Origin of the sequence: Acerihabitans arboris (assembly GCF_010131535.1) — a bacterium.
GTDB lineage: Bacteria > Pseudomonadota > Gammaproteobacteria > Enterobacterales > Enterobacteriaceae > Acerihabitans > Acerihabitans arboris.
This window is the reverse complement of the sequence record NZ_WUBS01000004.1, coordinates 106,062-123,001: the sequence shown is the minus strand read 5'-3', so window position 1 is coordinate 123,001 and position 16,940 is coordinate 106,062. Positions and strand designations below refer to the sequence as shown.

Genomic DNA, 16,940 nt, shown 5'->3' with positions numbered 1-16,940 from the left:
TGTTCAATCATTTAGTTTAACAATATTTCTGGCTAAGCAGTCTATATTTTATTCGATGCCAGGGTTCGGCCTGAAGAGATCTTAAAGAGTATTGGCGTAGTTATATGTGATACATATCACAAATTTTTGATGCTGACTCCATTCAGCTAGACAAGATTGTCGTAAAGGTTACAGAGAATCCATTATTAGGTTAACCAAATAAATGTCGGGATAAATCACATCACAACCCATTAACATAACGATTGCAAAACTACGCACAACCGTCGCTCTGGACCCAGAGTACGGGTTATGCCGTTGGCGCACAATGCGAATCATCCTTAAAGCAACCCGGCTTATAGCGCCCGTGGTTAGGGAAAAGTAATGCATCACATTATGGCAAAACATGCACAAAAAAAGGCAAGGCGCACCATAAAGCGTCAGCGTATATTTACTGCGCAACGGCGCTCCGGTAGCGAAAAAGCAAAAAAATAGTGTTTTAATTCAAACCGATAAAAATCATCATCGGAATTTTCCGGATTTTTTTTCAACCCGGAAGGCTCAGGGTCTTGTCACGATGCAACACAGATGTTATTAGTGTTTATCCTTGTATCATTAGCCGTTTATTCTCTTTGTAGGGCACAAATTGACCTTATGTGTTTATATGTAACAAATGATTAAATAATAATTTTTTTTTCATGTAAGGCCGATATTCCTTGATTTTATATGATGGTAAATAACTTCTTTCAGGTCCTGCGTCCCACCAGACCGATATTTTTGCCGGTGTCGCGCCGGCTTGTTTCCTTTATAGCCTTCACCAATAAGGAATACCGCTCCTTCGCCTTATGGTTGCGTTCATCCTATAGGGGCGGGGGAGTTGTCATACCCGTTTAACGGGAACCTGCGTGTCGCCAAGTCATGGTCACGCAATAATAAAAAACTGGAGTGCACTGATAATGACCAACATCACGAAAAAGACACTGCTGACGGCGGGCATCTTTGCCGCATTAGGCATAGTGCCGGCAGGAACCACTTTCGCCGCGGACGTTCCCGCCGGCGTACAGCTTAGCGACAAACAGGAATTGGTGCGCGGCAACGGCGCCGAAATCCAATCCCTTGACCCGCATAAAATCGAAGGGGTGCCGGAATCCAATATCAATCGCGACGTGCTGGAAGGGCTGACCATCAATGACCTTTACGGCCACACGCAGCCTGGCGCCGCTGAAAGTTGGGAAACCAAGGATAACAAAGTCTGGACATTCCATTTACGTAAAGATGCCAAATGGTCCAACGGCGATCCGGTGACGGCGCAGGATTTTGTCTACAGCTGGCGTCGCCTGGCCGACCCGCAGACCGCCTCGCCGTATGAAAGCTATCCGCAGTATGCCCACATCGTCAATATCGATGAAATCATCGCTGGCAAAATGAAACCCGATACCCTGGGCGTCAAGGCCGTGGATGATAAAACCCTGGAAGTCACGCTCAGCCAGCCGGTACCTTACTTTCCGAAACTGTTAAGCAATCCGGCCATGTCGCCGGTGCCGCAGAAGGTGGTGGAGCAATTTGGCGAAAAATGGACCCAGCCGGCCAATTGGGTGGGCAATGGCGCTTATAAGGTCAAGGATTGGGTGGTCAACGAACGACTGGTTCTGGAACGTAGCCCGTCATATTGGAATAATGCCAAGACGGTGATCAACCAGGTCACCTACCTGCCGATCTCGTCGGAAGTGACCGATGTTAACCGCTATCGCGCCGGCGAATCCGATATGACCTATAACAACCTGCCGATTGAATTATTCCAGAAGCTAAAACGCGAAATTCCGAAAGAAGTGCATGTCGATCCTTATCTGTGCACCTATTATTATGAAATAAATAACCAAAAGGCGCCGTTTAACGATGTGCGCGTGCGCACCGCGCTGAAGCTGGGCATGGATCGCGATATTATCGTCAATAAAGTCAAGGCGCAGGGCGATCTGCCGGCCTATGGCTTTACCCCTCCGTATACCGACGGCGCCAAGCTGACCCCGCCGGAATGGTTTGGCTGGAGCCAGGACAAACGTAATGCCGAAGCGCGCAAGCTGCTGGAGCAGGCCGGTTACACCAAAGACAAGCCGTTGACCTTCGATCTGTTGTACAATACCTCCGACCTGCACAAAAAACTGGCCATTGCCGTTGCGTCGATCTGGAAAAAGAACCTGGGTGTTGAAGTGAAGCTGGAAAACCAGGAATGGAAAACCTTCCTTGATACCCGCCACCAGGGCACCTTTGACGTGGCCCGCGCAGGCTGGTGCGCCGATTACAATGAACCCACCACGTTCCTGAATATCATGCTGACCAATGGTTCCAGCAATACCGCGCATTACTCCAGCCCGGCGTTCGACAAGATCATTGCCGACGCGGTAGAGGCGAAAAGCGAGGACGCGCGCGCGACATTGTATCAGCAGGCTGAACAGCAGTTGGATAAGGATTCCGCTATCGTCCCGGTGTATTACTATGTTAACGCCCGTCTGGTAAAACCTTACGTCGGCGGTTACACCGGTAAAGATCCGCTGGATAATGTGTATGTGAAAGATCTTTACATAATTAAACACTAACCACGCGTAATGGATGATGACAGGGCAGGGCCGTCGTGGGCCGTGCCCTGTTTTTCCTGTTCAATGTGAACGGCTTGAATAAGTGCACGTTATAGGTATTAGGCATGCTAAAGTTTGTTATCCGCCGGTTTCTTGAAGCGATTCCGACGCTATTCATTTTGATCACCATTTCATTTTTTATGATGCGGCTGGCGCCCGGTAGTCCTTTTACCGGCGAGCGCGGGCTGCCGCCGGAAGTGATGGCCAACATCGAAGCCAGATACCATCTCAACGATCCGATGATTAAGCAGTACGGCGCCTATCTGGTACAACTGGCGCACGGTGATTTCGGCCCGTCGTTCAAATATAAGGACTACTCGGTCAATGACCTGGTGGCCAACTCATTTCCCGTCTCGGCCAAGCTCGGCCTGGCGGCCTTTATCCTGGCGATGGTGGTGGGCGTATTCGCCGGCGTGATGGCGGCCCTGCGGCAAAACACCAAATGGGACTACCTGGCCATGGGGTTTGCCATGACCGGCGTCGTGATCCCAAGCTTCGTGGTGGCGCCCCTGCTGGTGCTGATCTTCGCCATTACGCTCAAGTGGCTGCCGGGCGGGGGCTGGAACGGCGGCGAGCCCAAATTTGTATTGCTGCCGATGATTGCCCTGTCGCTGGCCTATATCGCCAGCATCGCGCGTATTACCCGCGGCTCGATGATCGAAGTGCTGCACTCCAACTTTATCCGCACCGCGCGCGCCAAAGGCTTGCCCATGCGGCGTATTATCTTCAGCCATGCCCTTAAACCCGCCTTGCTGCCGGTGATCTCCTATATGGGCCCGGCCTTCGTCGGCATTATTACCGGCTCGATGGTCATCGAAACCATCTTCGGATTGCCCGGCATCGGCCAGCTGTTTGTCAACGGCGCGCTGAACCGTGATTATTCGCTGGTGCTGAGCCTGACCATCCTGGTCGGCACGCTGACCATTTTATTCAATGCGATTGTCGATGTGCTGTATGCGGTTATCGACCCGAAAATTCGTTATTAGGCTGGAGCACTCACATGTTAGTTGGAAATAAAAATAGCGAGGCTCTGGAGAAATTCAGCGAAACACTGGAAGTGGAAGGCCGCAGCCTATGGCAGGATGCCCGCAGGCGCTTTATCCATAACAAGGCCGCGTTAGCCAGTCTTATCGTCCTGGGCCTGATCGTGGTGTTTGTTGCCCTGGCGCCGTCCCTGGCGCAGTTCAGTTATGACGACACCGACTTTGCCATGATGTCGGCCGCGCCGGGCATCGAATCCGCGCACTACTTCGGCACCGACTCCTCCGGCCGCGACCTGCTGGTGCGGGTGGCCATCGGCGGGCGCATTTCATTGATGGTCGGTGTTGCCGCCGCGCTGGTGGCGGTGATCCTGGGCACGCTCTACGGCGCGTTGTCGGGTTATCTCGGCGGTAAAATCGACTCGGTGATGATGCGCCTGCTGGAAATCCTCAACTCCTTTCCGTTTATGTTCTTCGTTATCCTGCTGGTGACCTTTTTCGGTAAAAATATCTTCCTGATATTTATCGCCATCGGCATGGTCTCATGGCTGGATATGGCGCGTATTGTGCGCGGCCAAACCCTGAGCCTGAAACGCAAGGAGTTTATCGAGGCGGCGGTGGTCAGCGGGGTGCGTACCCGTAATATCATCCTGCGCCATATCGTCCCCAACGTGCTGGGGGTGGTGGTGGTGTACGCATCGCTGCTGGTGCCGAGCATGATCCTGTTTGAGTCATTTCTCAGTTTCCTGGGCCTCGGGACGCAGGAACCGCTGAGCAGTTGGGGCGCCCTGTTAAGCGACGGCGCCAACTCAATGGAGGTCTCGCCCTGGTTGCTGATGTTTCCCGCCTTTTTCCTGGTGGTGACGCTGTTTTGTTTCAATTTTATCGGCGACGGCCTGCGTGATGCCCTCGACCCGAAAGATCGTTAAGGAGTGCCGTGATGAGCATAATCGACCATACCATGCCGGGAGCGCCGGCACCGGCATTGCTGAACGTCAAGGATTTACGGGTGACCTTCGCCACCGCCGACGGGGATGTTACCGCGGTTAACGACCTGAACTTTACCCTGCGCGCCGGCGAAACGCTGGGCATCGTGGGTGAGTCCGGTTCAGGTAAATCGCAGACCGCGTTTGCCCTGATGGGCCTGCTGGCGTCCAACGGCCGCATCGAGGGGTCGGCGGCCTTTAACGGCCGGGAAATCCTTAACCTGCCGGAAAAGCAGCTGAACAAGCTGCGCGCCTCGGAAATCTCGATGATTTTCCAGGACCCGATGACGTCGCTTAATCCGTATATGCGGGTGGGCGAGCAACTGATCGAAGTGCTGATGATGCATAAAAATGTCAGCAAGCATGAGGCTTTTGAAGCGTCGGTGCGGATGCTCGACGCGGTAAAAATGCCCGAGGCGCGTAAGCGGATGCGTATGTATCCGCATGAGTTTTCCGGTGGGATGCGTCAGCGGGTGATGATTGCCATGGCGTTGTTGTGCCGGCCGAAGCTGTTGATTGCCGATGAACCCACCACCGCGCTGGATGTGACCGTCCAGGCACAGATCATGACGTTGCTTAACGAACTCAAACGGGAGTTCAATACCGCCATTATCATGATTACCCACGATCTTGGCGTGGTGGCCGGCATCTGCGACCGGGTGCTGGTGATGTACGCGGGCCGCACCATGGAATACGGTAAGGCGCGCGATATTTTTTATCACCCCAGTCATCCATACTCCATCGGCCTGCTGGCGGCGGTGCCGCGCCTGGACGCCGACGGTTCGGCCATGATGGTCACCATTCCCGGCAATCCGCCCAACCTGCTGCGTTTGCCCAAGGGTTGTCCGTTCCAGCCGCGCTGTCCTTACGCCATGGACATCTGCGTTACCATGCCGGCCCTTGAGCGGTTCGGCGAAGAGCGCCTGCGCGCCTGCTATAAGCCCCTGGAGGAATTGGCATGAACGCCATGGATGAACAAAAGAAAGTGCTGCTTGATGTCGACAACCTGAAGGTGTATTTCGAGGTGAAAGGCGATAAGCAGTGGTTCTGGCAGCCGGCCAAGAGCCTGAAGGCGGTCGATGGCGTGTCTCTGCGGTTGTACGAAGGGGAAACCCTGGGCGTGGTGGGCGAATCGGGCTGCGGCAAATCCACCTTTGCCCGGGCGCTGATCGGGCTGGTGAAATCCACCAGCGGGCGGATCGCCTGGCTGGGCAAAGAGCTGCAGGGGATGAGCAGCGACGACTGGCGCGCGACCCGTAACGATATCCAGATGATTTTCCAGGATCCGCTGGCCTCGCTTAATCCGCGCATGACCATCGGCGATATCATTGCCGAGCCGTTGCATACCTATCATCCGAAAATGCCACGTCAGCAGGTGAAGGATAAGGTGCGCAACATGATGCTGAAGGTGGGGCTGCTGCCGAACCTTATCAACCGTTACCCGCATGAGTTTTCCGGCGGGCAGTGCCAGCGCATCGGTATCGCCCGGGCGCTGATCCTCGAGCCCAAGCTGGTGATTTGCGACGAGCCGGTCTCGGCGCTGGATGTGTCGATCCAGGCGCAGGTGGTGAACTTGTTGCAGCAGCTGCAGCGGGAGATGGGGCTGTCGCTGATTTTCATTGCCCACGATCTGGCGGTGGTGAAGCACATTTCCGATCGGGTGCTGGTGATGTACCTGGGCCATGCGGTGGAGCTGGGCACCTACGATCAGGTGTACAACAATCCGCGGCATCCTTATACCAAGGCCCTGATGTCGGCGGTGCCGATACCGGATCCGGATAAAGAACGCAATAAAATCATTCAACTGCTGGAAGGGGATTTGCCGTCGCCGATCAACCCGCCGTCGGGCTGCGTGTTCCGTACCCGTTGTCCCATAGCCAGCGAGGAATGCGCGGTAACCCGGCCGATTTTGCAGGGCAGCTTCCGCCACGCCTGCTCGTGCATTAAGGTGGATGTGAGCCAGCTGGCGCAATAACCGGTCATTTAACACGATCGTTGTGGCGACGGGCGCAGGCGGGCATGGCGTGCCTGGGTAGCCGGCGGGGCGCGTTATTCTTTCCAGAGGATATGGCAGATTTTTTCCGATTTATCGCGGCAAATCAGCATGCGCGCGAATACGTCGTTGACCTCCTGCCCGTCCTCGTCCGCCAGGCCGATAACCACTTCCGCGAAAAAATCCGGGTTGAGATCAAAATCAACCTGCTCATGCCACTCTTCCGACGGGTCAAACAGCTCCGCCGCGCCGCGTTGTTCAAACTGCAGGTGGAAAAGAATCAGATCGGCCTGGTCAAGGTTGTCCGGCGCCAGCTCCAGGAAAATATCATAAGCCTGCTCGAGAGTTTCATCATCTGTCAGGCGATTGTCCAAATCCATAACCAGGGTCCTGTTGGTGTATCACGGGTGCGTCAAGGGATAGCGAAGCGCTATTACAGCATGACCACCGGCAAAATTACAGCAACGGACTGAAAAAGTAGAACAGGCGTTCCACTATGCGTTGCCAATAGGGTCGTTTCGCCCATACCTGCGGATCGATAAGCCGCGAGCGGGCGATATAATCCTCCTGCACCCGCGCCAGGTCGCTGCCGAAGTCATCGTCATCGATTACCAGGGTAATTTCAAAATTCAGCCATAGGCTGCGCATATCCAGGTTAACGGTGCCGACCAGGCTCAGCTGGCCGTCCACCAGCACGCTCTTGGTGTGCAGCAGGCCGCCCTCGAACTGATGGATATTCACCCCGGCTTCCAGCAGCTCGGCGAAAAAGGCCCGGCTGGCCCAGCCGACCAGCATGGAGTCGTTATAGCGCGGCACCACGATATGCACGTCCACGCCGCGTTGGGCCGCGGTGCAAATCGCGTGCAGCAGATCGTCGCTCGGCACCAGGTAGGGCGTGGTCATGATCAGCTGCTGGCGCGAGGAATAAATCGAGGTCAGCAACGCCTGGTGGATCATCCCTTCCGGGAAGCCGGGGCCGGAGGCGATGACCTGGATGGTATGTCCGGTCGCCTGTTCAAACGGCATGATATTGACATCCGGCGGCGGGGGCAGCACCCGTTTGCCGGTTTCTATCTCCCAGTCGCAGGAGTAAATAATCCCCATGGCGGTGGTCACCGGACCTTCCATCCTGGCCATCAGGTCAATCCATTGCCCGACGCCGGCGTCCTGCTTGAAGTAGCGCGGGTCGACCATATTCATGCTGCCGGTGTAGGAGATATAATTATCAATCAGCACCATTTTGCGATGTTGACGTAAATCCATGCGCCGCAGGAATACCCGCAGCAGGCTGACATGCAGCGTTTCCACCACCTCGACGCCGGCATTACGCATCATGGCCGGGTAGGGGCTGCGAAAAAAGGCTACGCTACCGGCGGAATCGAGCATGATGCGGCAGCTTACGCCGCGCCTGGCGGCGGCCATCAGCGCTTCCGCCAGCTGATCCACCAGGCCGCCGGCCTGCCAGATGTAGAACACCATCTCGATATTGTTCTGCGCCAGCCCGATGTCCTTGATCAGCGCTTTAAGGGTGTCCTCGGTGCCGGTCAGCAACTGCAGCTGGTTGCCTTTCAGGCCGCCCATGCCCTGGCGGTGTTCGCACAGCTTAAACAGCGAGCGGGCGACTTCGCTGTTTTCGGTGGCGAAAATCCGTTTGCACTGCTTAAGGTCCTGCATCCACCTTTCCGTGGACGGCCACATGGCCTTGGCCCGTTCCGCGCGGCGCTTGCCGAGGTTAAGTTCACCAAACAGCAGATAAGTAATAATACCCACCAGGGGGAGAATATAGATGACCAATAACCAGGCCATTGCGGAGGGAACCGCGCGTCGCTTCATCAACACGCGCAGGGTGACACCCGCGATCAGCAACCAGTAGCCGAACACCAATAGCCAGTTGATTACAGTATAAAAAGTAGTCATAGAGGCGAGAAATCCTGTTCGCAAGGCGTTAGGCATGAGTGTACGCATAAGGGGCGAAAAGAGGAAATTGTTTTGCCGCGCGCGGACCGTTAAGCGGTTTGGCGTACCGCCCCACAGGCTTGGCAGGCCGGGAAAATGATTTATAATGGCGTACTCAATATCAGGCAAGAGTCAGTTCGAGCCATGAAAAGAAGCAGAAATGAAGTCAGCCGCTGGCGCATGTTAAGGCAGGCGCAGCGCCGGCGTAGTCAGTGGGTGGAAGCCCAGTCCCGCACTTACCGTCACCTGACCCGTTTACGGCATCTTCAATTAAAACAGCAGCGCCGCTCGTTGCTCTTTTCCGTGACGTCTTACGGTATTTGACCGCGATAACGGCGATAAAAAAACCGGCTTTAAGCCGGTTTACCGTATTTGAGTTCCATGTTACGGTTTTAATCAGGATTATCCCTTTCCTTATTATGTCTCTGTCACTGTGTGGCGGTGGTCGTTGATGTCGACGTCGACGTCCCGGTGCCGGTCGGGTCGCTGGCCGATGCCATGGCGGCCACCGAACCGGCAACAAAGCCCGGGTCGGACGTCGTCGCGGCACCGGAAGCGCTTTGCGTAGCCGCTTCCGTCGTTCCCGCGGCACCGGCTGCAAATGCAGCGGTGGTGCCGGCGGCGGACATTACGAGTATTGCCATAAAGATTTTCTTCAACATACATACCTCCAGTTGTTAACTTCTTAACGGGGAGTACAGCATTTACAAAGTATTAGATATTGCTTCCCGCTACAAACCGGATGTTGGCGCCGAACCGCGCATTTCATGAATATTTATGCTAATCGCGTCAGTAAACACCTGATTTAAAGTTGGTTATTTTATGTACTAAGATAATTCCTAAATGATAATCAGATTTAATGCGCATCAGCGTAATTCCTTTATTTTTAAAGGCTTATAGCGGAAAAATGGCTTCAAAAACGTATTTAATATTAATTAGGGTTAAGTAAAGTGCGTTATATTCCCGACCGCCATTACCAAATACGATAATAATTATCACGGCCCGAAGGTTATTTTAGAAAATAATATTCAGTTGAACGTCGGGATTTTATCGGCCCGGCCGCCGCGGCGTCGCCGGGCTGCGACAGGAATGCGCAAAGAAAACGACGATGAATAGCACAGGGTTAACCAGGCCGGAAGCGTTAATGATAGCGCAAGATATTATGCCTGTGCGGGGAAGGGAATGGTAAGCAGTGGTAATGAGTTACGGCAAAAGACGCCGGATTAACCGGCCCACGAAAGAGCGGGCCATTATCACGCGCCCGCGCCGGTATCGCGGCCACCGGTTTGGGCGGGGTCGAATCAGAAGGTTTTACGGTAGGGTCTTACCAGGACGTGTTTATACACGCCCGCCGCAACATAGGGATCGGCATCAGCCCATGCCTGCGCTGCCTCAAGGGAATTGAATTCAGCAATCACCGTGGATCCGCTGAATCCCGCCGCTCCGGGTTCATTACTGTCTATCGCCGGCATCGCGCCCGCCGTCAGCAAGCGGCCCTCATCGCGCAGCAACTGCAGCCGCGCTACATGGGTGGCTCGTACGGATTGACGTTTTTCCAATGAACCGGCTACGTCTTCAGCATAGATAACATAGAGCAAGGGCATTACTCCCAACAGGATTAGATTCACATAAAGTAATTTACGTTATGACATTGAACCCAGCTGCGCAATGAAAAAATTTCCCTGGGCGCTAACGGTTGTCCTGGCAGGGATATTTGCCGGTTTATCCTCCCAAGGGGCCAAGAGTTTGTTTTGAGTTATTGAATATGATTGCTATTTGCATTTAAACTTCACCCTTACTGAAACTTTTGTTGATATGGCGTTGATAATTTTGAATCCGACCCGTCGATTTTCGTGGCCGTTTATCTTGTCCGCAGGGCTGCATACCTCGCTGGTGGCAGGATTGTTATATGCGTCGGTTAATCAGATTACCGCCCCGAGCGCGGTGGAGCAGCCGATGAGCGTCACGCTGGTGGCGCCCGCGCCCGAACCACTTGCCGCGCCCCCCCAGCCGCCGGTGGAGCCGCCTAAGGTTGAACCCGAGGCGGTGCCCGAGACGCCGCCCGAACCCGAGCCCGAGCCTGTGCCGGAACCTGTACCCGAGCCGGAGCCGCCCGCGCCGGTACAACAGCCGAAACCGCTGCCTAAACCCAAGCCCAAGCCGGTGCATAAAGACGTGGTTAGACCACAGCCGAAGGTCAGCGAGCCTAAAGCCGAACCGGCGCCGGTGGCCGCCACGCCGCGCGAGGCGCCTGTACGCGCAGCTACCGCGCCCGCGGCGACCTCGGCCGCGCCGGTGGTCAATGAAGGACCAAGAGCGCTCAGCCGTCCCGATCCGAGCTATCCTGAGCGCGCCAGGGCGTTGGGTATCGAGGGAACCGTTAAGATCCAGTTTGATGTCGATGAAAACGGCCAATTGGAAAACCTGCGCATTATTTCCGCCACGCCGCGCAATATGTTCGAGCGGGAGATTCGCCAGGCGACCCGCCGCTGGCGTTACCAAAGCGGCAGGCCCGCCAAAAACGTCAATTTGACCGTGGTGTTTAAGCTATCCGGCGTCAGCAGTAATTAACCCGTCCCGCCCGCCTGCCCAGATCGGGCGCGCGGCGGACCGCGGGAACCGCGGCCGGTAACGGACCAACGGGCGTGGCCGCGGGTAGAAGCACCGGCGGGCCGGGGTCAGGGAGTGCCGGGAGCGAAATGACGCTTGCCGTCGGGCAGGGGACGCGCCTTGCCCGCGTCGTCCACCGCGACATAGGTAAAAGCCGCCTCGGTGGCGCGATAGCGCTGGCCGATGGGCGCGGTAGACACCTTTTTGACCCACACCTCGACGTTGATGTTAAGCGAACTGTTGCCGGTGCCGGTGCAGCGGGCATAACAGCAGACCACGTCGCCTACCGCCACCGGTTTCAAAAAGGTCATGCCGTCGACGCGAACCGTGACCACCCGGCCTTCGGCGATTTCCTTGGCCAGGATAGCGCCGCCCATGTCCATCTGCGACATCAGCCAGCCGCCGAAAATATCACCGTTGGCATTGGTGTCGGCGGGCATCGCCAGCGTACGCAGCACCAGTTCGCCGGAAGGTAAAAACGGATTGTCACTCATCAGGGGTTCCGCTTGGTTTGATAGCGGCCCGCCCAGCGGCGGGCCAGGGGGATCATTGGGAGTTTTTCTGGTCTTCCGTCATATGACGATAGACATAAACCCCGCTTAACAGGGTAAACACCAGCGTCAGGCCGGTCAGGCCGAACACCTTGAAATTAACCCAAACGCTTTGCGGCAGCCAGAAGGCGATATAAATATTGGCGGCGCCGCAGGCCAGGAAAAACAGCGCCCAGGCGACGTTAAGATTGTTCCAGACCTGTGGCGGCAGGGTCAGTTCCTTGCCCAGCATGCGCTGTATCAAAGGTTTGCCCATGATGAACTGGCTGACCAGCAGCGCGATGGCGAACAGGCCGTAAATCACCGTGACCTTCCATTTGATAAATTCGGCGTTATGGTAATACATAGTCAGGGAGCCGAAGATGGCAACCATGATAAACGTCAGCAACGTCACTTTTTCCACTTTCCGGTACCTGATCCAGGTATAGATCAGCACCAGCGCCGATGCGGCTATCAGCGCACCGGAGGCAATATAAATGTCATACAGTTTATAAAAGACAAAAAACACCACTAACGGCAGAAAATCAAGAAACTGCTTCATAAAAAAATCCGTGGTTGGTTAATCGGCGCCTGTGGTCGTTCAGGCCTGGCGCAGCAACATATATAGGCGATACAGGTAAATCAGCAAGAGCGCCGAGATAATATTACTTAAACCGTTAAGCAACACCGCGGCCACCAGCGACGATACCTGGGTAAATTGCGCCGCCAGCAATAACACCGTCGCCTTGGCCAGCAGCCATACCAGCACCGCCGGGGTAATCAGGCGCAGATTGGCGAAAGCCAGTTTACTACTCAGCCGCATGGACTTGAATACCCCCAGGTTATCGCTGGCGGCAATGACCGGCGCCAGGCTGAGCGCAATGGCCACCAGGATGCCGGGTATTACAATCAATATTAGTCCGAGTTGCACCAACAGCGTGGTAATAAATACCAGTAATAACAGGCGGGGCAGCAGAGGCGCGGACAGTCCGATGGCGCGCAGCACGCTGACCGGCTGCCGGTCCGACACCAGGCGAATCATGGTCAGCAGCGCCCCGGCCAAAATCACATTGCCCACCAGGCCGGCAAAGGTACCGGCGGCGGAGGCTTTCAGCAGTACCTTTTGTTGTTCCGGCGTCATTTGCTGCACCAGTTCCTGCAGGCTCATGCTGGACGTATCGGCCATATCGCCGCTGTCCGCGCTGAGGATAACGAGCTGATCGCTGCTGGGCGACAGCGCATGGCCGAGCGCCACGCTAATCAGCGCCGCCAGCAGGGCCAGCAAGACAATACTGGTAAACTGGTTACGGGTAAAATTCAACATGTCGCGGTACAGGGTACTTGCCATAATTGGCATGTAGAGCTCCTTGGCAGAACGTTCTAAATTATCAGCCCGGTATTCTACCCTGTTAATCGCCCGGTTGGCACCCCGACGCATCATGATGGCGTTTTTCAGCCATAATAACCCCCTTCGCGCCGGCTGGCGCCAGCGGCGGCAGGCCATAATGCGCCCTGGCGCGATCGCAGGCGTCGTTGGGCCGTCCCTGCTCGCCCGCCATGGTGAACTCGCGGCAGGGAGAGGGACGCCCGGCATAGATGGTGCAGCGGACCGATTTCCCCACCTCGCCCTCCAGCGCACGGCAACGCGGCGACCGGCCGTTGGTGCCGGCCATGCAGCGCAAAAATGGGGTAAGGGGCTCGGTTAACGCATTCGGCACCACGCCGCCGCCGTCATCGCCCTCGGCCCAATAGAAGGACACGCGGAACCATGCGCAACACGCGCCGCAGCTCATGCAGGGATTGCCGTTTTCACTCATCGTTTCATCCGCCGACTCCCCGGCGCCGAACCTCAATTGCCTAAGTGTTAACTTACGCCCGGCGCGCTGGAAAGCCAATAAAATCCCCGGCCGTATTTTTTTTATACTCTTTCGGCCACGGTTGATTTGGATCAATCTCAACCAAGTCAGTCCCTTGGTATAAAACATGATAAACAAGGTTCAACTCAAAATTACCCTACAGTATGGCAAAGTAATATGCGAGCTGGATCAATTTTGCCTGGCAAAGGCATTACCTCGACAAGGAGCAGGGAATGAACAGGTTAGCAATAGGCATGGCGGCGGCCGCGCTGATGTCGGTGACGGCGCAGGCGCATCAGGCCGGGGATGTTATTTTCCGCGCGGGCAGCGCTACGGTGCGGCCCAATGAAAGTTCTGACAATGTGCTGGGGTTGGGCGGCTTTAACGTCGATAACGATACCCAGCTCGGCCTGACGTTCACCTATCTGGTGACCGACAATATCGGCGTGGAGCTGCTGGCGGCAACGCCGTTCAAGCATCATGTCGGCCTGAAAAGCACCGGCGATATCGCCTCGGTAAAACATCTGCCGCCCAGCCTGGTGGCGGAGTATTATTTCGGCGACGCCCCGGATAAATTGCGGCCTTATATCGGCGTCGGCATCAACTATACCACCTTCTATGACGCGCGCTTCAACCAGACCGGGGAGGATGCCGGACTCAGCGATTTAAGCCTGAAGCACTCCTGGGGCCTGGCCGGCGTGGCGGGACTGGATTATAACTGGAACGACAACTGGCTGGTCAATATGTCGGTCTGGTATATGGATATCGACACCGACGTGCGCTTCAAGGCCGGGGGCCAGCAGCAGTCGGTCCATACCGAAATCGATCCCTGGGTGTTTATGTTCGGCGTCGGCTACCGGTTCTGAACCGGCGGCCGACCCTCCCAATCCGCGATGTCAAACGGTGGGAGAGCGTGCCGCCGGGGTTGAAACGGCCATTTCCCGGTCGCCCCACGACAGGCCCTGCCCACTGTTCTCCATCGTTATTTGATGCTGATATCGTTTTCCACCGAACGCACGCCCTTGACGCCGCGGGTAATGGTCACCGCGCGGTTGGCGTCGGCCATCGAGCTGACGAAACCGCTTAACTGCACCCGTCCCTTAAAGGTTTCAACGTTGATTTCGGTGCCCTTAAGGTGGTCATCGGCAAGCAGTTGCGCCTTGACCTTGGTGGTTACCACCGTATCGTCAATATAACCGCCGGTGCCTTCGGACTTGGCGGTCGGCGCGCACCCGCTAACCACGGCCGCTAAAATCACGGTTGCTGCAAGAGTCGTAAGGGCTTTCCACATTTTCATTTTATCTCCTTGGTTTTAAGTTATTTTTTTTAATACGTCACCAGCATCTTACAGGATGGCGGCGCAATTGATACGCCACCATCAAAGTGTTGTAGATAAAATGATTTTTTTCAAATCAACCGCGGGTGGCGGCCTTCATTTTGCTGACAAACGCGCTAAGCTGCGTTAGCGTGGCCGCAGGGTCCTCCAGGTTGCGTTCAATAATCTTGACGATGGCCGAACCGGAAATCGCCCCGGCCGCGCCCGCCGCCAGCGCGGCGCGCACCTGCGACGGCTCGGAAATGCCAAAGCCCTGCAGCGACGGCGCGGCATGGAACTCCGTGAGCGTCGTCACCAGGTGGGCCAACGGCACATGGCCCTGGTTTTCACTACCGGTGACGCCGGCGCGGGATAACAAATAGGTATAACCGCGGCCGTGGGAGGCGATTTCGCGCAGCAGGTCCTTATCGGCGTTCGGCGGGCAGATAAAGATCGGCGCCACGCCGTGGCGCATCGCGGCGGTACGGAACGGCAGGCTCTCTTCCAGCGGCACGTCGGCCACCAGCACCGAATCCACGCCCACCTGGGCGCAGTGGGCATAAAACGCGTCGATGCCCTTGTTAAACACCAGATTGGCGTACATCAGCAGGCCGATGGGGATGGCGGGGTATTTCTGGCGAATGACGGCCAGCATTTCGAAACACTGATCCGGCGTCACCCCGGCGGCAAACGCCCGCAGGGTGGCATTCTGGATGGTCGGGCCGTCGGCCAGCGGGTCGGAAAACGGAATGCCCAGTTCCAACGCGTCGGCCCCGGCCTCAACCAGGGTATCGATAATCTTCAGCGACAGGCCGGGATTAGGATCGCCAAGCGTGACGAAAGGCACGAAGGCCCCTTCTTTACGGCGGGAGAGCGTGGTAAACAATTGCTGATAGCGTTCCATTACATTTCTCCTCGCGCTTTCAAAATATCGAACACGGTAAAAATATCCTTATCGCCGCGGCCGGAGAGATTGACCACCAGGATCTGCTCTTTGTCCGGCGCCGCCTTGATCATCTTCAGCGCATGCGCCAGGGCGTGGGAGGACTCCAGCGCCGGGATAATGCCTTCATGGCGCGAGAGGGCTTTAAACGCCGCCAGCGCTTCCTCATCGGTGGCCGACACATATTCCGCGCGGCCGATGCTGTCCAGGTAGGCATGCTGCGGACCCACGGAAGGGAAATCCAGGCCGGCGGAAATGGAGTAGGATTCCTCGATCTGCCCGTCCGACGACTGCATCATCGGCGATTTCATGCCGAAATAGATGCCGATGCGGCCGTGTTTAAGCGACGCGCCGTGCTGGCCGGTCTCGATCCCCAGGCCGCCCGGCTCGACGCCGATAAGCCTTACCGACGGTTCGTCGATAAAGTCAGCGAACATGCCGATGGCGTTGGAGCCGCCGCCGACGCAGGCCAGGACCGCGTCCGGCAGGCAGTGTTCCCGTTCCCGCATCTGGGCCTTGGTCTCCTCGCCAATCATGCGCTGGAATTCGCGCACTATGGTGGGGAATGGATGCGGACCGGCGGCGGTGCCCAACATATAGTGGGCGCGTTCATAGCTGCCGGACCAATCGCGCAGCGCTTCGTTGCAGGCGTCCTTCAGCGTGGAGGAACCGCTGTGCACCGGGATCACTTCCGCGCCCATCAGGCGCATGCGGAACACGTTGGGTTCCTGACGTTGAATATCCTTGGCGCCCATATAAATGCGGCACTTGAGACCCAGCAGCGCGGAAGCCAGCGCCGAGGCCACGCCGTGCTGGCCGGCGCCGGTTTCGGCGATGATTTCGGTTTTGCCCATGCGCTTGGCCAGCAGGGCCTGTCCGAGCACCTGGTTGGTTTTGTGCGCGCCGCCGTGCAGCAGATCCTCGCGCTTGAGGTAGAGTTTGGTCTTGCTGCCGGCGGTCAGGTTGCGGCACAGGGTCAACGGCGTGGGGCGGCCGGCATAGTTGGTTAACAAATCGCTGAATTCCGCCTGGAAAGCCGGGTCGCTTTGCGCGCTGACGAAGGCTTCCTCCAGCTGCAGCAGCGCCGGTACCAGGATCTGCGGCACATACATGCCGCCGAATTCGCCGAAATAGGGATTTAATAGTGTCATGCGTTCCTGTC

19 protein-coding genes are annotated in these 16,940 nt (G+C 56.4%); 8 read left to right on the top strand and 11 right to left on the bottom strand.

Annotated elements, in window-relative coordinates; all coding sequences use genetic code 11:
• Nucleotides 1–932 precede the first annotated feature (932 nt).
• The 5 genes from oppA to oppF all read left to right on the top strand — a co-directional run bounded on the left by oppA (nucleotide 933) and on the right by oppF (nucleotide 6,550).
• Nucleotides 933–2,570 carry an oligopeptide ABC transporter substrate-binding protein OppA gene (gene oppA, locus GRH90_RS06705; protein WP_162365176.1) on the top strand — a complete coding sequence of 546 codons (1,638 nt, stop codon included), beginning with the start codon at nucleotides 933–935 and terminating at the stop codon, nucleotides 2,568–2,570.
• Nucleotides 2,571–2,674: 104 nt separating this feature from the next.
• The gene (gene oppB / locus GRH90_RS06700) at nucleotides 2,675–3,595 is read left to right on the top strand and encodes an oligopeptide ABC transporter permease OppB (protein WP_162365175.1); all 921 of its coding nucleotides are present in this window, start codon (nucleotides 2,675–2,677) and stop codon (nucleotides 3,593–3,595) included.
• Between the two features lie 14 nt (nucleotides 3,596–3,609).
• Nucleotides 3,610–4,518, top strand: a complete 909-nt coding sequence (gene oppC, locus GRH90_RS06695; protein WP_162365174.1) for an oligopeptide ABC transporter permease OppC — start codon at nucleotides 3,610–3,612, stop codon at nucleotides 4,516–4,518.
• 11 nt (nucleotides 4,519–4,529) lie between these two features.
• The gene (locus GRH90_RS06690) at nucleotides 4,530–5,537 is read left to right on the top strand and encodes an ABC transporter ATP-binding protein (protein ID WP_162365173.1); all 1,008 of its coding nucleotides are present in this window, start codon (nucleotides 4,530–4,532) and stop codon (nucleotides 5,535–5,537) included.
• Nucleotides 5,534–6,550, top strand: a complete 1,017-nt coding sequence (gene oppF, locus GRH90_RS06685) for a murein tripeptide/oligopeptide ABC transporter ATP binding protein OppF (RefSeq protein ID WP_162365172.1) — start codon at nucleotides 5,534–5,536, stop codon at nucleotides 6,548–6,550. The genes GRH90_RS06690 and oppF overlap by 4 nt, the downstream gene beginning before the upstream one ends.
• Nucleotides 6,551–6,624: 74 nt before the next feature.
• On the opposite strand, the gene GRH90_RS06680 is transcribed toward oppF, so the two are convergent.
• On the bottom strand, nucleotides 6,625–6,954 hold the full coding sequence (locus tag GRH90_RS06680) for an HI1450 family dsDNA-mimic protein (protein ID WP_218586229.1): 330 nt from the start codon (nucleotides 6,952–6,954) through the stop codon (nucleotides 6,625–6,627).
• A gap of 70 nt (nucleotides 6,955–7,024) precedes the next feature.
• On the bottom strand, nucleotides 7,025–8,485 hold the full coding sequence (gene cls, locus GRH90_RS06675; RefSeq protein WP_162365170.1) for a cardiolipin synthase: 1,461 nt from the start codon (nucleotides 8,483–8,485) through the stop codon (nucleotides 7,025–7,027).
• Between the two features lie 183 nt (nucleotides 8,486–8,668).
• Here cls and GRH90_RS06670 point away from each other — a divergent pair, with 183 nt between their 5' ends.
• On the top strand, nucleotides 8,669–8,848 hold the full coding sequence (locus tag GRH90_RS06670) for a YciY family protein (RefSeq protein WP_162365169.1): 180 nt from the start codon (nucleotides 8,669–8,671) through the stop codon (nucleotides 8,846–8,848).
• Nucleotides 8,849–8,952: 104 nt separating this feature from the next.
• On the opposite strand, the gene GRH90_RS06665 is transcribed toward GRH90_RS06670, so the two are convergent.
• Both GRH90_RS06665 and GRH90_RS06660 read right to left on the bottom strand, forming a co-directional pair.
• The gene (locus GRH90_RS06665) at nucleotides 8,953–9,168 is read right to left on the bottom strand and encodes a hypothetical protein (RefSeq protein ID WP_162365168.1); all 216 of its coding nucleotides are present in this window, start codon (nucleotides 9,166–9,168) and stop codon (nucleotides 8,953–8,955) included.
• Nucleotides 9,169–9,825: 657 nt separating this feature from the next.
• On the bottom strand, nucleotides 9,826–10,122 hold the full coding sequence (locus tag GRH90_RS06660) for a YciI family protein (RefSeq protein ID WP_162365384.1): 297 nt from the start codon (nucleotides 10,120–10,122) through the stop codon (nucleotides 9,826–9,828).
• 217 nt (nucleotides 10,123–10,339) lie between these two features.
• On the opposite strand from GRH90_RS06660, the gene GRH90_RS06655 reads away from it, so the two are divergent.
• Complete coding sequence (locus GRH90_RS06655) at nucleotides 10,340–11,095, top strand: energy transducer TonB (protein ID WP_162365167.1); 756 nt, start codon at nucleotides 10,340–10,342, stop codon at nucleotides 11,093–11,095.
• A 107-nt stretch (nucleotides 11,096–11,202) separates the two neighbouring features.
• Here the strand turns inward: GRH90_RS06655 and yciA are convergent, their stop codons facing one another.
• From yciA to GRH90_RS06635, 4 genes are read right to left on the bottom strand one after another with little or no spacing between them, the layout of a single operon-like run.
• On the bottom strand, nucleotides 11,203–11,628 hold the full coding sequence (yciA, locus tag GRH90_RS06650; RefSeq protein ID WP_162365166.1) for an acyl-CoA thioester hydrolase YciA: 426 nt from the start codon (nucleotides 11,626–11,628) through the stop codon (nucleotides 11,203–11,205).
• A 52-nt stretch (nucleotides 11,629–11,680) separates the two neighbouring features.
• Entirely contained in the window at nucleotides 11,681–12,226 is a 546-nt protein-coding gene (locus GRH90_RS06645) for a septation protein A (protein ID WP_162365165.1), read from the bottom strand.
• Nucleotides 12,227–12,265: 39 nt separating this feature from the next.
• Entirely contained in the window at nucleotides 12,266–13,021 is a 756-nt protein-coding gene (locus GRH90_RS06640) for a YciC family protein (protein ID WP_162365164.1), read from the bottom strand.
• A gap of 52 nt (nucleotides 13,022–13,073) precedes the next feature.
• The gene (locus GRH90_RS06635) at nucleotides 13,074–13,481 is read right to left on the bottom strand and encodes a YkgJ family cysteine cluster protein (RefSeq protein ID WP_162365163.1); all 408 of its coding nucleotides are present in this window, start codon (nucleotides 13,479–13,481) and stop codon (nucleotides 13,074–13,076) included.
• Between the two features lie 272 nt (nucleotides 13,482–13,753).
• On the opposite strand from GRH90_RS06635, the gene ompW reads away from it, so the two are divergent.
• Complete coding sequence (ompW, locus tag GRH90_RS06630) at nucleotides 13,754–14,386, top strand: outer membrane protein OmpW (protein ID WP_162365162.1); 633 nt, start codon at nucleotides 13,754–13,756, stop codon at nucleotides 14,384–14,386.
• Between the two features lie 116 nt (nucleotides 14,387–14,502).
• Here ompW and GRH90_RS06625 read toward each other — a convergent pair whose 3' ends face one another.
• The 3 genes from GRH90_RS06625 to trpB all read right to left on the bottom strand — a co-directional run bounded on the left by GRH90_RS06625 (nucleotide 14,503) and on the right by trpB (nucleotide 16,929).
• Entirely contained in the window at nucleotides 14,503–14,817 is a 315-nt protein-coding gene (locus tag GRH90_RS06625; protein ID WP_162365161.1) for a BON domain-containing protein, read from the bottom strand.
• Between the two features lie 115 nt (nucleotides 14,818–14,932).
• On the bottom strand, nucleotides 14,933–15,739 hold the full coding sequence (gene trpA / locus GRH90_RS06620) for a tryptophan synthase subunit alpha (protein ID WP_162365160.1): 807 nt from the start codon (nucleotides 15,737–15,739) through the stop codon (nucleotides 14,933–14,935).
• On the bottom strand, nucleotides 15,739–16,929 hold the full coding sequence (trpB, locus tag GRH90_RS06615) for a tryptophan synthase subunit beta (protein WP_162365159.1): 1,191 nt from the start codon (nucleotides 16,927–16,929) through the stop codon (nucleotides 15,739–15,741). Before trpB ends, trpA begins: the two co-directional genes overlap by 1 nt.
• Between the last annotated feature and the right edge of the window lie 11 nt (nucleotides 16,930–16,940).